The following is a 14,270-nucleotide window of genomic DNA, read 5'->3' on the forward strand; positions in this document are numbered from 1 at the left end:
GAGGATCAGGACGCTCCGGGGGGCGCCCCGATCGGGCCGCGCGCGAGGGGTCCGGCGCTCTGAGTAGACCCCCCGGAGGACCTGCGGGAATCCGGCTGCCATGGCTTCAGCGTGCGTCGGCATCTTTGTCCACGCACTCCGAGCCGCGTCCTTGCGGGCAAAACCCACGGGGTGGCCATATCCGCTTTCTGATGACTGCGTCGGCGGCAATAATCTCGGCATGGGTCTGCCACGACCGGATAGCCGGCTTCCAGCGTTCTGGGAGGAGCACAGGCAAGCGCCGTTTCCCGGCCGGTTCCGCGGTGTAAGCATCGCCGGCGTAGAGCTGACCCTGCTCGACTCATACGTGGCTGGTCTGGCCCTACGAGAGCTGAGCGGCGGGTTGGACGACGACGATATCCCGGCTCTGTGGGCTTGCATCGCAGACCTCGACAAGGTCCTTCCGGTCATCGCTGACGACTACTGCAGGTCGTACTACGCAAGACTGCGGGTCATGGCCGGCCTCATCGCGCCTGGATACCTGCCAAGCGCGAGCTGAGGTCGATCGTGAGCACCACGCAATACGGAATGCCGCGACCGGGCTTGCCCGCAGGCGACGGGTGACGAGCTTGGCCCGCGCGGGCCCTGAGCTCGGGAAGATGCGAGCATTCCAGGGAGCTCGACCAGAGCGAAAGTAGTGGTCCAAGAGCGGAGCGGCGGCTCGACCTGCACGACGACGCCCTCGTCCCCCTTGCCTGCAGCCTCCTTTGCTGGAGACGCCGCAAGGGAGCCGATCCAGATCACCGACACTGCTATGCCTCGAAGGCCGCGATCTGGTCCGGTACCGAGAACTTGGAAGCACAGTCCGGACACGTCGTGAGGCCGAACAGATGGGTCAGATGGTCTGCGGCGGCTGACTGCCCGGCCCTGACGGCCAGATCGTGCAGCCGAGACGCCAGCGGCGGCAGGTCCGCGGGGGCCGCCGGGAGGACCGCGGTGAGTACGGGTCCCTCGCGGCCGACAACCCGAAAAAGCGCGTTCGGATCCCGACGGCGAGTGCCTCGAAGCTTGTAGGAGAGGTCGACCTCCAAGCTCCCTGCGCAGGAGGGGCACACCACACGGTAAGCACCGCGGCCCAAGTTGCGCCTCCATATGGGCACCCCCTCGAAAGCCAGAAGGTGCTCCAGCCAGTACAGAAAGTCGTCTTCATCGCCCTCGAAGGGCCTTGCCATCACCTGCTTCTGCGTCAGCTGAAGCAGCTCGCTCATCGCAGACGGGTAGCAGCGCTGTACGTAACCGGGCTCGTGAAGTTGCTGCTCCTGGACGACGATGCGACCCGCCAGCCCAAGGGCCTGCCAACAATCGCCCGGCTTGCGACCGGCAGCGATGTCTGCCAGAACGGGCAGGGCGGCGAAGCTGGCCGTGTACACCGAGCCCTGGTGGTAGAGAGAAGCCCACAGCTCCTCCCACGCCACTTCGGCCAGCTCAGGATCACCGGCCTCGTCAAAGAACCGTGGTAGGTCGGATGCGGATCCGTAGGCGTGCTTCAGATGGGACCAGTCCGGGGTCATGGCCGCAATCATCCCAGCCGCATCCGTCCTACCCATCTCGCCACCAAGATCGTGTTACGAGCTCTGAAACCCAGGCGGCACCCAGGAGAATCCCGGGTGCCGCCCGTCAGGCGTGCTGCGTCACTTGACGTTGACCGCGGTCCAGGCCGCGGCGACCGCCTTCGCCTCGGCGCTGTCGGCGCCGTAGAGGTCGCCGGCCGCCGACAGGGTGCCCTTGCGGGCGGCGGCGTAGTCGGTGGTGGACGTGAAGTACGTGGTCAGGGCCTTATACCAGATCTGCAGGGCCTTGTCCCGGCCGATCCCGGTGACGGTGGAGCCGTCCTGGGTCGGGGAGTCGTAGTCGACGCCGTTGATCGTCTTCTTCCCGCTGCCCTCGGACAGCAGGTAGAAGAAGTGGTTGGCGACGCCGGAGGAGTAGTGCACGTCCTTGTTGCCGACGTCGGCGGACCAGTAGTCGGCCGAGCCGCCGTCCTTGCTGGGCTTGTCCATGTAGCGCAGCGGCGTGCCGTTGCCGTTGATGTCGATCTTCTCGCCGATGAGGTAGTCGCCGACGTCGCTGGAGTTGTTCGCGGCGAACTCCACACCGGTGCCGAAGATGTCGCTGGTGGCCTCGTTGAGGCCGCCGGACTCACCCGAGTACTCCAGGCCCGCGGTGTTGGACGTGACGCCGTGGCTCATTTCGTGGCCGGCGACGTCGAGCGAGGTGAGCGGGTCGTTGTTGCCCTCGCCGTCGCCGTAGGTCATGCAGAAGCAGCTGTCGTCCCAGAAGGCGTTGACGTAGGAGTTGCCGTAGTGGACGCGGGAGTAGGCGCCGACGCCGTCGTTCTTGATGCCGGAGCGGCCGAAGGTGTTCTTGTAGAAGTCCCAGGTGACCTGCGCGCCGTAGGCCGCGTCGGCGGCGGCGGTCGCCGCCGAGGCCGTGGTCCCGTCGCCCCAGGTGTCGTTGTCCTGGGAGAACAGGGTGCCGGTGCCGGATTCACCGTGGGCGAGGTCGTACGTCTTGTGGCCGCCACGTGAGGCGTCGGTGAGCGTGTACGACGAGCCGGACTGCGTGCTCGTCAGGTCCACCTTCCCGCTGTACTTGGTGTTGCCGACGCCGGTTTCGACGCCCTGGTACTGGAACAGTTTTCGGCCGGTGGCGGCGTCGGTGATGACGTGCAGTTCGTTCGGGGTGCCGTCGTCCTGGAGGCCGCCGACCACGGTCTCGTAGGCGAGGACGGGCCTGCCGGACGCGGCCCAGACGACCTTGCGCGGTGCCCGGGAGGAGCGGGACTTCTCGGAGCCGGCGGCCTTCGCCGCGCCCAGGGCCTGGTGCTCGGCCCGGTCGGGGGCGATGCGCGGCGTGAGCGAGGCGGGCTTGAGTGAGCCCTGCACCGCTCTGGTCACGCCCTCGCGCTCGCCGGACTTCGCCGTGTGCACGATCAGGTCGCCGCCGAGCACGGGCAGACCGGCGTAGGTGCGCTCGTAGCGGGTGTGCACGGTGCCGTCGGCGTCCTTGACGACGTCCTTGACGACCAGCTTTTCCTGGGCGCCGAGTCCTATCGCCTTCGCCGTCGCGGCGGTCGAGGTCCGGGCCTGCCGGAGGAGGGCGGTGTGGGCGGTGGCGGACAGGGCGACCGCAGTCGCGCCGGGGCGGTCCTGTGCGGTCGGCTGTGCCGTGGCCGGGCCGCCGAGGGTGGTGCTCAGCAGCGCTCCGGCCGCGACGGCGGTGGCGAGGGCCAGCAGGGTGTGTTGGTGACGCTGGGAACGGGAGGTCACTCAAACTCCTCTGAAGGGGTGTGGGGGGTGGTCCGAGCGGCTGGTGCCGCCGGTTGGGCGTGGGGGGTGGTCGATGTGGCGCCGCTGCCTGGCCCACGGAGATGCCCGTGGACGGCAGGGCTGTTCTGGACATGACAAGTTTCAACAACTCGCGGTGCCCGGGACGTTGGCGGTCGACGCCGAGTGCGTTCGCGAAGGGATGGCGTGTGTACGGCCAGAGGTACGGGCGACCGGTGACGCGCGGCCGGGTGGCCGGGCGGTCGACGGGGGCCGCGTGCCCCGGCGGCTACGGCCTTCCGGCCGGGCCGGGTCTCGTCGAGTGACCCATGGCCACTCGGACGTTGGACGGCCTGACGGCAGCGACGCACATGAAGTCTCCATGGAATGTGGGGGGTTGGAGAGGTGTACACGACAGAACCGCAGACGTGCCCGCCAGCGCTACACCCCTTTCCAAGGTCCGACAACTCCCCCACAGGTCCTTCACCGCCGGGGCACACATCGATGACCGGCCCGAAGCACATCGGGAACACGGCCGGTCAGGCGGGGCTGAGGGGGTGCGTTGCCGTGGTGGAGCGGGGCGGCCAGGAGTGCGGGGAGAGGATGCCGAGCACGTAGGCGCGGGCCACCAGCGCCGGTCGGGTGGCGGCGCCCAGCAGCCGTCGGAGGCGGGCCAGGTGGTAGTCGACCGTCTGCCGTGACAGGCGCAGCGCCGCGGCGACACCGGCGTTGTCGTGGCCCGCGGCCAGCAGGGCGAGTATCCGCACCTGGGCCGGCGTGAGCGCGGGATGCGGTTCGTGGCTCAGGCCGGGCCGTGTGACCACCGCCCACACGCCCGGCTCCCGCCCGCGGGAGGGGTTGACGACGCTCAGGTGGACCCACACGCGGCGCAGTCGCCGGTCCCCGTCGACGAGCACGGCACTGGACTGCGCGTTCCGGCGCCGCCCGCCGGTCAGTTCGCCCCAGACGGCGTGCAGCGCGGCGCGTTCCGGGGTCTCGGCCAGGAGGGCGTCGGCCGGGGAGCCCACCAGGTCGCACAGCCGCAGGCGCAGCAACTCGGCGGCCGCGGCGCTCGCTTCGTCCACCACACCGTCCGCGGACAGCCGTACGCAGGGCAGGCCGCTGTGGTCCCGTAGCGCCCGCAGGTCCTCCTCGGCCCGGCGCCTGCCGTCCAGGGCGTGGGTGTATTCGCTGACGTCCACGTAGGTGCCCGCCACACAGCGCTGGTCACCCCAGGACACCGGAAAGCGGTATCCCGCCGCGTGGCCGGGCGAGCCGTCCGGGCGCCGGTAGGTGAGCGTGTGGCGCAGGGAGTGACCTCCGGTGAGGACCTCGTCGTCGAGCGCCATGAACCGGGCCGCGTCGTCCGGGGCGTCGAACTCGCCGAGGTGTCGGCCGACCATGCGGTCGGGCGTGGTGCCGTACAGGTGGGCGTAGGCGTGGTTGGCCCACACGTAGCACCCGGCGGCGTCGCGCACGAACATCGCCGCAGGGCTCAGATCAGCGAAGGAAGCGTAGGCACCGGCTCCCGCCGGGGCGCCGCCGCCCACCTCCACCGCCACGCCCCGACTGCCGCGACGTCGGGCGTCGCCACGCCGGTCCGACCAGGTGACGTCGAAGGTGCGGCCTTCGAACCGGGTGCGTCGGGGGCGCTCTTCCGACGGTGCACCGCCAATGGGCCGGGCAGCCTCTTCGAGCCGCGCGCCGTCACCCCGCCGGGCGGTCGGCAGACCTCCCGTTTCCGCGGAAAGGGCTTTCAAAAAGCGGTGTGCCGTGTGCTCGTCGGTGAAGGCACCACCCCCGCTGCGGAGCCGCCCCGAATCGGCGTCCGTCTCCCACCAGGACACCGGCAGACGGGCGAGCAGTGTCTTGAAATCGGCCTCGTCCACAGCCCAACTCCTTGAATCGCGTACGGATGTAACGGTGTGTGACATCTCATCCGTGTCCCGTGCACGCCGAGCCATGCGGCCCGCCCCCGGCTCGACCTGGCACCGCCCGGCGGGCTCACTCAGGCATGTGCCTGACACGAGCGCGCTCGAAGCGGCGAGAGCCGGGAAACTCGACTGCTTCGCTGGACGGGAATCGTCAAACGGCAGCACGCGGACGGCAGGCCGGACGGCGGCCCGTACGGCAGGCGCAGGCAAAGCGACGGCGCACCGGAACCCCGCCGCCTCGTCGCCTCGCGCTCGTCGCCGCGCTGTCCCACTGGCCGTCCGCGCGAAGTGACGACCGAGCAAGTCGCTGAACGAGAAGAGGAGTTGAAGTTCCATGGCGAAGGTGCTGTACGTGCACGCCAAGGGTGGTCCCCCGGTCGGGTACGCCCTGCCCAGGGTGGCCGCGAGGGCCGAGGTGCACCTGCTGGCACTGAGCGAACTGCCCGCCCACAGCGCGGCGCGCACCCGCGCGTGGTGCACCTCCGAGGTCGCCGCCGGGGACGCGGGGGCGGACGACCTGGTCACGGCCATCACCTCCCGGGCCCGCGAGGTCGGCGCCGACGCGGTGGTCACCTTCTCGGAGTACGCGGTCGTCGCGGTCGCCGAGGCCGCCCGTCTGCTCGGACTGCGCGGCGCCGGCCCCGCCGCGGCCCTCGCCCGCGACAAGCGGCTCATGCGCACGGCCTGGGAACACCGGGGCATCCCCCAGCCGCACTTCCGGCCCGTCGCCACGCTGGAGCAACTGCGCGGCGCCACGAGTGAGTTACAGTCCCCGCTCCTGCTGAAGGCGGCCTGGAGCGCCGGTTCGACCGCGCACCAGATCATCTCGGCCCCGGCCGACGCCCCGGCCGCGTGGGCCCGTTCGCGCGCGGTCATGACCGAGTCGGCGCGCCTGGGATACGCCGAGCTCCATGTCGCGGACGCCGGCGAGGACTTCATCGTGGAGGAGATCGTCACCGGCTGCGCGGAGGAGTGGTTCCAGGGACCGGGCTGGGGAGACTACGTCAGCGTCGAAGGCGTGGTCGCGCAAGGCGTCTTCCGGCCCGTCTGCGTGAGCGGCCGGATGCCGACCGTGGCCCCGTTCACCGAGCGGGCCGGCATCACCCCGGCCGCCGTCACGGACGAGGCGCAGGCCGCGATCGTGGCACTGGCCCGGCAGGCCGTGGAGGCACTCGGCCTGGAGGACTGCGGCACCCACACCGAGATCAAGCTGGGAGCCGACGGGCGCATGTGGGTGATCGAGACGGCGGCGCGCTTCGGCGGCGCGATGACCGTCCCGCAGATCGAGGAGGTCTTCGGCATCGACCTGGTCGGCCTGTTCACCGACCAGTTGCTCGGCGCCACGCCCGACTGGCCGCCCAGGGCGCTGACACCCGCGGACGCCCAAGGCGCGGCCGGGTCCCTGGTCGTCCTCGCCGTGGACGGGGCGGGCGCACCGTGGCCGAGCCGGCACCTGTGGGACTCCGCCGCGGTGGTCCGGTCCGCCCCGGTGGACGCGCACAGCAGGCTGCGCGTCGTCGAGGAGAGCTCGCTGCCCGACGGCTCCCCCGTCCCCGTCTACGACCCGGCCGCGGGCGCCAACACCATGGCCGCGCTGTGCCTGCTGTCCGCCGACCGACCGCAGGCCGTCGTCCGCGACTTCACCGCCCTCGTGGACGCCCTGCCCGACCTCCTGCCCCGTCACGCCACGGAAGGAGCGCGGGCATGACCTCCACCCTGGACCGCACCGACCCGGCCGAGACGGGTGGCGACCGCACCGTCGTCGGCGCCAACCTGACGCTGCCGCTGTTCCGCACCCTGTCCGGGGTCCTCGCCGGGCACCCCTACCTGAAGGTCGTGGTCGACCGGCACACCTGCACCTGGCACCTCCTCGACACCCGCGTCCACCCCTTCCACGTCAACTACATCGCCACCCGCATCCTCGGCATGACGGTGGACGAACTGGACGCCGACCTCGACACGTTCAACGCGTCCGTGTACGCCGACCCGGACCGCCGCTTCCTGCTGGGCGTGCTGTCCCTGCACACCGACCGGGCGGCGGACGGCACCGAGTGTCCCTTCCTGGTGCTGGAGACCACGGAGGCCGACACCATGCACGGCGCCCTGCTGGAGGAGTTCTACCTCTATGTGCGCGGGCGCCTGGACGGACGCCTCCCGCTGCTGCTGAAGCCCGCCAACCACGGGCAGGAGGCGGAACTCGCCTCGATCCCCGAGGCGGTCGTCCCCCGCGTCCTCAGCCACAAGCTGTTCGGCGACCGCACCCGCACCTGCCTCAACCCCGGGCAGGCCGAGGGCCGTCTGCGGCACTTCCGCACCATGGCCGCGTACGAGGCGGAGGCCGCCGACCTCGGCTGGGCGGACATCGTCGCCATGCCCCGCCTGCCCGACGACGTACCCCGGGTGGCCGGCTTCATCAACACCACGCCCATCACCCCGCTGTCCCACACCAACGTGCTCGCCTCCGGCTGGGGCATCCCGAACGCCATCGTCCGCGACCTCGACGCCCTGGACGAGCCCGGCACCCTCGACGGGCGGGGCGGCCTGGACGGCACCTGGGTGCGCTACCGGGTGAGTGAGGACGCCGTCACGCTGGAGCCGCTCGCGACGCCGCCCCGGCTGACCAAACCCGCCTGGCACCAGCAGCGCATCCGCATCGACACGCCCCTGCTCGACGAGGCCCCCGTGCTGGCCCTGCACCGGCTGCGGCGCGCCGACCGAGACAGCTACGGCACCAAGGCGGCCAACCTCGGCGAACTCCACCACGTCCTCGACAGCCGTACCGCCGACCTGACGGTCTTCCACGCCCGGCCGCGCCCTCCGCGCCGCGACCTCCTCGGCCACCTGGCGGCCCGACTCGGCGAGCGGGACGCCTCGCCCGAGCGCCTCAGGGCGGCCGCCGCCCAGTACGTCGCGGACACCGTGCGCGCACCCGAGGGCGTGGCGCTGCCCTTCCGCCTGCACCACCTCTTCCTCACCTCCTCGCCCGCTCTCCAACAGGGCATCGGAAAGCTGAAGATGGCCCTGGAACTCGAGGCGTTCGACCTCGTGGACCCCCTGTGCCTCAACCTGCAGCAGCTCGTGCGGGCCACGCCCGTACCGCCGGACGTGAACCGTGCGATCACCTCCGCGGTACCGCGGCTGCTCGCGGACGGACGCCGCATGGTGGTGCGCTCCTCCTCCAACGCCGAGGACCTGCCCGGCTTCTCGGCCGCCGGCATCTACGACTCCGTGACCACCGTGCGAGGAGCGGAACAACTCATGGACGCGGTACGGCAGGTGTGGGCGTCCCTGCTGTCACCCCGCAGCGTGCGCCTGCGGCACGAGGTCGGCATCTGCCTGGACGACACCTACATGGGCGTGATCGTCCAGGAGTACCTGCCCGCGCACCTGGGCGGCGTCCTGGTCACCTGCAACCCCACCCGCCGGGAGGACTTCCGCAACGTGTACGTCAACTGCGCCCCGGGTTCGCCCGAACACGTCGTGGACGGCTCCGTGCTGCCCCAGCAGTACCTGTACAACACCGTCGAGGGCGGCGGGCGCACCCTCGACGTCGGCACCGCCGGCGAGGACCTGCCCGCCCCCACCCGCGCGGCACTCGCCCGACTGGCGCTCGCCGGGCGCTTGTTGCAGTCCCACTTCAGCTCCGGCGACCCCGACGACGCCCTCGACATCGAGTGGCTGATGACCGCCGAAGGGGACTTCCGGCTGGTCCAGATCCGCCCTTACGCCCGGTGAGCCGCCCGATGCCCGCCCGCGCCGCCCGCCGCGCCGGCCCGGCCCCCTCCCCCGCCGCGCGCCGCGTCATCCGCCTCAACAACGGCTTCCAGCTGCTGTTCAACCTGCTGTGGTGGATGCCCGTCTTCTACGCCTACCAGCGCGACGCCGGCCTGTCCGACGGCCAGATCTTCGGCATCCAGAGCATCTACTACACCGCGTTCTGCCTCTTCGAGATCCCGACCGGAGTGATCGCCGACCGCATCGGCGCCCGCAACTGCCTGCGCACCGGCGCGGTCGTCATGACGGCTGCCAACCTGGCGCCCGTCCTCGCCCCCTCCTACACCGGCTTCCTCGTGCACTTCCTCGCCATCGCCGCCGGGCGCTCCCTCGCGTCGGGCGCGGCGAGCGCCTACCTCTACGACGCGCTGCGCGCCGAAGGGGCCGACGCGCACTACCTGGACGCCGAGGGCAGCGCGCGCTCCCTCGGGCTGGCCGCCAAGGTCCTGTGCTGGCCGCTGGTCGGCCCGCTGATGACGCTGGCCCGGCCGACCCCGTACGTCCTGAGCGCGGCCTGCGCCGCCGGGTCGCTGGTGTGCGCGCTGGCCCTGCCCCGCCTCGCCCACCGCCCGGACGCCGGGCCCGACGCGGGCGGACGACGGCGCGGCACCCTCCTGCACGACACGGGGGCCGCCCTACGGGCCCTGCGCGCCTCACCGTGGCTGCCGTTGCTCATGGTGCAGGGCGTCGCGGTGTTCACGCTCGCCCGCATCTGCCAGGTCAACCTCTTCCAGCCGGTCCTCCTGGACCACGGCATCAAGGAGAGCGCGAGCGGCAGCGTGCTCGCGGCCATGACGGTGGCCGAGGCCGTGGCCTCGGCGCGTCCGCGCTGGCTGAGCCGCCGGCTGTCCGCCGCCCAGTGGGTGTCCCTGCTGAGCGTGGCACTGGCCATGACCCTCGCGGCCACCACCCTCGGCGGACCGTGGCTCGTCATCGCACTGCTGTGCGCGTTCGCCGCGATCACCGGGTTCGTCTACCCGGTGCAACGCAAGCTCGTCAACGACGCCGTCCCGGCCGACGCGCCACGCGCCACGCTGCTGTCCGTGGAAAGCATCGTGGACCGCGGGGTATGTGCGCTGGCGGCGGTCGCCGCGGGCGCCTACCTCGCGGCAGGCCGGCTCGACGACCTGCTGTGGCACAGCGCCGTGGTCACCTGCCTCCTGATCCCGGCCCTGCACCTGGCCCTGCGCCGAACCCGCCGGACGGGCGAGCCCCGCACCGGACAAGCCACCGCCCGTACCCCGAACCCCGGCTCTCCCCTCCCCCGGCCATCGGATCAGCCGGCATCCCTGCCGGCGGACGAGGTCGCCGCCCAGCCGCCCGTGGGTCCCGGCCGGGGCCGGTAAGTGCGGGCGCGGCAACGCCCCCACAGCGACGGTGGGCAGGGCGTCCGGGCGTTGGCCGTTCACTCCCTTGTGAGGTCTTGCCCCCGCCCGACCGTGTCAGGCATGGCGGCTGTCGGGACCGGCGGGCGGGGCGGCGTCACGCACGGACGCCGAGGGGCGGGTGATCGAGCACGCGAGGCTTGTACTCGACGAGCTGGATGCGGCCGTCGACGGTGCGATGCTCGATCATCTCGAGGGCAACATCCGGATAGCCGTCGTAGATGCGTTCTTCGCCCGTGGCCCCGGTGATCACCGGGAACATCACGACCCGGAAGCGGTCGACGAGTCCGGCTCGCAGCAGGGACCGGCACAGGCTGAGGCTGCCGATCGTGCTCAGGAGCCCGGAGCCACTCGACTTCATGGCGCGGACCGCCTCGACGGCGTCGTCGCGGACGAGCGTGGAGTTGGCCCACGTCAGAGGCTCCTCGAGTGAGGAGGAGAACACCACCTTGGACGCTTGCGTGAGCTCGTCGAGGGACGCCTCCTCTTCGGGCCTGAACTCGTCCTGGCCATCGGGGACCTCGCCTGCGGCGAAGCCCGACATCAGGCGGTAGGTGTTGGCTCCCATCAGGTAGGTGGCCTCGGGTTGCTCGCCGAGCCACGCGAGGTACTCCGGGCCCTCGAGGCCCCAGAACCCGGGCCACCCCTCGCCCGACGCGCAACCGTCGAGCGAGGTGATGAAGTCGACGAGAAGCTCTGACATGGCAGTGTCCTTTCCTGAGGTGTCACGAGCATGGACCGGCCGGAAGTCGAAAATTCATCGGCCACGCTGAGGGCTGATGAGAAAACCCGTGCCGCTGCAACCGATCAGGGGGTGTTCCCGGGCGGGAACAACCGGGCAGCGCGATCCGCGTGTCCCCGACCGTCGGGAACACCGAGTGTTCCCGTTCCGGGACAGCCACGATTACCCGCAGGCTGCTCCCCGTACCGCATGGCCGTCACGTGCGGCCGTGTGCCGCGTCGAGCAAGGAGGTTCACTGTGCGCAGTGCGTCGTTGTTGAGTGTCCGGTCCGCTCTGATCCTCCTGCTGGGCGTCCTGTGCGGCACGGTGGCCGGCGTGCTGACAGCCCTCACCGGGACGGGCTGGGCGGAAGCGGTTCTCTCCGGCATGGCGGGCCTCGGTGCCGCCGTGGCGTTTTTCAACGCGCTCATCGACTGATGCCGACCGAAAAGGCGCGCACTGGTCGGATCGTTCGGCACCGACCGTCGCTCTCAACAGCGCGCAGACCGGGGATGATCGGCACATGGAGATGCGATGAGCGGCGACGGATTCGGCCCAGAAGGTGCTCCCTTCGCGGAGGCGGAAGACCTCGAAGGCTTCAAGAGGCTGTCGGAAGAACTCGCGCCCGAGACCCGCGATCTGGCTCTCGCATTGCGGGGGCTGTTCAAGGCGCAGGGGCGTTCCTTGCGCGCTTTCGCCGCTCGTTCGCATTTCGGGGCTTCCACGGTCTCCCGGTACCTGGCCGGTGAGCGGCTCCCGGAGAAGCACTTCCTTGACGCCTTGATCAGATTTGCGTGCGAGGCACACGGTCAGGAGGTCACCGCGGAGGTGCAGAGTCACCTCTACCGACTGCATCGGGAGGCTCTGGCCACCAGTCAGCCCGCCCGGTACCGCGAGCAGATGGCCAGTGACCGTCTGGAAGATGCGATCTTGCAGTGCGAGCAGGCGGAGCTGCAGATCCAGGAACTGCGCCGTGAACTCAGCCTCCGAAGTCGGCAGTTGCAGGAACGCAAGCTGCAAGTCGGTCAGTTGGAAGCCGGTGCTCCGTGCCGTGGTTCGGGGGCGGAAGTGGATCTGTATCTGCGGCAGCGAGACGATCTCGCCAGGGAGTGTGAACGACTCCGTGAGGCGGTCGAGACCTTGACGGCCGCTGTGGAGGAGGCGGTCCACGAACGCGAAGCGGTACAACGCCGGTGCGTGAAACTGGAAGCGGAGCTCGCTGCGGCCCAGGACCAGGCGGAACGTGAGGAGCTGCGACGGCAGGCGGCGGAAGAGCAGCTGCGACTGGCCCGGGCCGCCGGCGTCACCGAGCAGCGGCTCGCCGACCTCGATCGTGTCCGGGGGGAGGCCGAGCAGGTGCGTCTGGCGGCGGCCCGGGATGCCGCCAAGCGCCTTGAGGACGCGGAAGCGGAAGCCAGGAAGATCATCGAGGCCGCCGGCAACCGGGTGGCCCGGATCCGACCCTCCGTGGTCAGCAGGTCTGCGGCGCTGAGGCTGCTGCGGGACACAGCGGTCGAGATCGCCGAAGAACGCATGCCCAGGCTGGTCGACGAGCTCTCGCGCACCGATCCCAGCCGCGTCGACACCCGTATCTCACCCATCCCCATCGTGACATCCGATGAGATCGGCCAGATCGCCCGCGCCTTCGAGCAGGTCCATCGTGAAGCCGTACGACTCGCCGTCGAGCAGGCGATGCTGCAGAACCAGACCACAGAGGTCTTCCTTCACCTCGAGCGCCGGAACCAGTCCTTGCTGGACAGCCAGTTGGCCCTGCTCAGCGACCTGGAGAACGGTGAGGCAGACCCGGGGCGGCAAAAGGACCTCTTCCGGCTCGACCACCTGGCGACCCGGATGCGCCGCAACAGCGAGAATCTCCTCGCCCTCGCCGGCGAGAAGCCCCTGCGTCACTTCAGCCGTCCTGTACCGCTCACCGACGTGCTGAGCGCCGCGGTCGCCGAGATCGAACAGTACGAGCGCGTCCGGCTCCATGACATCCCCACGGCGGTTGTGCACGGCCATGCCGTGATCGACGTCGTCCATCTGCTGGCCGAGCTCATAGAGAATGCCGCCCTCTTCTCCCCACCCGAGACCACGGTGGGCATCACCGCGTCCCTCACCCCGGACAACCCGCTGCTGATCGAGATTCACGACGCGGGCCTCGGGTTCACGGCCGAGGGCTATCACGACATCAACACTCAGCTCGCCCAACCGGCCGCCTCGGACACCCTGGTGAACTCTCACCGCATGGGCATCTACACGGCCGGCCGCCTCGCCGCCCGGCACGGGATCCGCATCCAGGTGCGTCCCTCAGCCACATCAAGCGCCACCACGACGGCGCAGGTCGTGCTCCCCATCGGTCTCACTGCTCGTCACAGCGCCGAGGACGCGTTCCGCCGGCAGCGGTCAGGTGCCGCGGGGTGGCCCGGGACTGCGACGCCGGCCCAGCCCCCGTGGCGCCCGCTGTACGCACCGACGCAGGGTGGAGCTGCTCGCTAGCTCATGACTGGGCGGTGCTCGGTTCTCCTACGTGCTATTCCGAGCGGGGTGCGAGGCCCTTGAGGATGATGTCGACGGTATCGGCGATGCTGGGCAGGGCCGGGAGAGGATGCTCTCCCGCTGTCATGGGCGGGTTCATGGCCATGCCGAACAGCAGGGCGAGCAGGACGATGGCACTGTGGTCGGGATCGACTTCGGCACGCAGGCGGCCCAGTGCCTGTTCGGCTCGCAGGTACTCGGCGAGCCGTCCTGGGGGGCCCGGCAGGGCACCCGGGGGTGGTGCGACGCGGGCAAGTTCGGGGTCGGTGAGGATGGCCATTTCGAGGGGCAGGATGTCGGCGCGCAGGGCGGCGAGCCGAGTGAGGCAGTCGGTGAGATTGGCCTTGACGGTGTCGGTACCTGCGCGTGCGGGCAGGGTGTCGATCCAGTCGACGATGTGCTGGTTCTGCTGCAGGACTGCTTCGGCGAAGAGAGTGACCTTGTCGGGGAAGTGCCGATAGAGGGTGCCTTCGGCGACGCCGGCCGCCTGTGCGATGGCGCGAGTGGTGGTTTTGGCGTAGCCGAGTTCGCGGACGAGCCGGATCGTGGTGTCGACGAGTTTGGTCCGTGTGGCGGCGCCGCGTGCGGCCATGGCACGTTCCCCTTCAAGGCGTGT

11 protein-coding genes are annotated in these 14,270 nt (G+C 70.5%); 6 read left to right on the plus strand and 5 right to left on the minus strand.

The features are described 5' to 3' along the window. Positions 1–220 precede the first annotated feature (220 nt). Entirely contained in the window at positions 221–538 is a 318-nt protein-coding gene (locus tag LN251_RS36575) for a hypothetical protein (protein ID WP_458248466.1), read from the plus strand. A 253-nt stretch (positions 539–791) separates the two neighbouring features. Here the strand turns inward: LN251_RS36575 and LN251_RS36580 are convergent, their stop codons facing one another. From LN251_RS36580 to LN251_RS36590, 3 genes are all read right to left on the minus strand, one after another. After that, positions 792–1,550: a hypothetical protein gene (locus LN251_RS36580; RefSeq protein WP_458248467.1), complete on the minus strand. Its 759-nt coding sequence runs from the start codon at positions 1,548–1,550 to the stop codon at positions 792–794. A gap of 120 nt (positions 1,551–1,670) precedes the next feature. Further along, positions 1,671–3,308, minus strand: a complete 1,638-nt coding sequence (locus LN251_RS36585) for a M4 family metallopeptidase (protein ID WP_458248468.1) — start codon at positions 3,306–3,308, stop codon at positions 1,671–1,673. A 536-nt stretch (positions 3,309–3,844) separates the two neighbouring features. After that, the gene (locus LN251_RS36590) at positions 3,845–5,194 is read right to left on the minus strand and encodes a PAS domain-containing protein (RefSeq protein ID WP_458248469.1); all 1,350 of its coding nucleotides are present in this window, start codon (positions 5,192–5,194) and stop codon (positions 3,845–3,847) included. Between the two features lie 379 nt (positions 5,195–5,573). Between LN251_RS36590 and LN251_RS36595 the strand changes: the two genes are divergently transcribed. From LN251_RS36595 to LN251_RS36605, 3 genes are read left to right on the plus strand one after another with little or no spacing between them, the layout of a single operon-like run. Then, on the plus strand, positions 5,574–6,947 hold the full coding sequence (locus tag LN251_RS36595) for an ATP-grasp domain-containing protein (protein ID WP_458248470.1): 1,374 nt from the start codon (positions 5,574–5,576) through the stop codon (positions 6,945–6,947). After that, entirely contained in the window at positions 6,944–8,974 is a 2,031-nt protein-coding gene (locus tag LN251_RS36600; protein ID WP_458248471.1) for a PEP/pyruvate-binding domain-containing protein, read from the plus strand. Before LN251_RS36595 ends, LN251_RS36600 begins: the two co-directional genes overlap by 4 nt. An 8-nt stretch (positions 8,975–8,982) precedes the next feature. Next, on the plus strand, positions 8,983–10,359 hold the full coding sequence (locus LN251_RS36605) for an MFS transporter (RefSeq protein ID WP_458248472.1): 1,377 nt from the start codon (positions 8,983–8,985) through the stop codon (positions 10,357–10,359). A 136-nt stretch (positions 10,360–10,495) separates the two neighbouring features. On the opposite strand, the gene LN251_RS36610 is transcribed toward LN251_RS36605, so the two are convergent. After that, entirely contained in the window at positions 10,496–11,101 is a 606-nt protein-coding gene (locus LN251_RS36610; protein WP_458248473.1) for a dihydrofolate reductase family protein, read from the minus strand. 276 nt (positions 11,102–11,377) lie between these two features. Between LN251_RS36610 and LN251_RS36615 the strand changes: the two genes are divergently transcribed. Further along, entirely contained in the window at positions 11,378–11,557 is a 180-nt protein-coding gene (locus tag LN251_RS36615; RefSeq protein ID WP_458248474.1) for a hypothetical protein, read from the plus strand. 96 nt (positions 11,558–11,653) lie between these two features. After that, the gene (locus LN251_RS36620) at positions 11,654–13,615 is read left to right on the plus strand and encodes an ATP-binding protein (RefSeq protein ID WP_458248475.1); all 1,962 of its coding nucleotides are present in this window, start codon (positions 11,654–11,656) and stop codon (positions 13,613–13,615) included. A 34-nt stretch (positions 13,616–13,649) separates the two neighbouring features. Here the strand turns inward: LN251_RS36620 and LN251_RS36625 are convergent, their stop codons facing one another. Next, positions 13,650–14,246, minus strand: coding sequence for a TetR/AcrR family transcriptional regulator (locus LN251_RS36625; protein ID WP_458248476.1), 597 nt, complete (start codon positions 14,244–14,246; stop codon positions 13,650–13,652). Between the last annotated feature and the right edge of the window lie 24 nt (positions 14,247–14,270).

The sequence above is a fragment of the Streptomyces sp. MAI_2237 genome, assembly GCF_054189285.1.

What these genes read in the sequence shown, in the direction of transcription:
- LN251_RS36575 (WP_458248466.1), top strand. Translation starts at nt 221, where the DNA reads ATGGGTCTGCCACGACCGGATAGCCGGCTTCCAGCGTTCTGGGAGGAG.
- LN251_RS36580 (WP_458248467.1), bottom strand. Translation starts at nt 1,550, where the DNA reads ATGACCCCGGACTGGTCCCATCTGAAGCACGCCTACGGATCCGCATCC.
- LN251_RS36595 (WP_458248470.1), top strand. Translation starts at nt 5,574, where the DNA reads ATGGCGAAGGTGCTGTACGTGCACGCCAAGGGTGGTCCCCCGGTCGGG.
- LN251_RS36600 (WP_458248471.1), top strand. Translation starts at nt 6,944, where the DNA reads ATGACCTCCACCCTGGACCGCACCGACCCGGCCGAGACGGGTGGCGAC.
- LN251_RS36605 (WP_458248472.1), top strand. Translation starts at nt 8,983, where the DNA reads ATGCCCGCCCGCGCCGCCCGCCGCGCCGGCCCGGCCCCCTCCCCCGCC.
- LN251_RS36610 (WP_458248473.1), bottom strand. Translation starts at nt 11,101, where the DNA reads ATGTCAGAGCTTCTCGTCGACTTCATCACCTCGCTCGACGGTTGCGCG.
- LN251_RS36620 (WP_458248475.1), top strand. Translation starts at nt 11,654, where the DNA reads ATGAGCGGCGACGGATTCGGCCCAGAAGGTGCTCCCTTCGCGGAGGCG.
- LN251_RS36625 (WP_458248476.1), bottom strand. Translation starts at nt 14,246, where the DNA reads ATGGCCGCACGCGGCGCCGCCACACGGACCAAACTCGTCGACACCACG.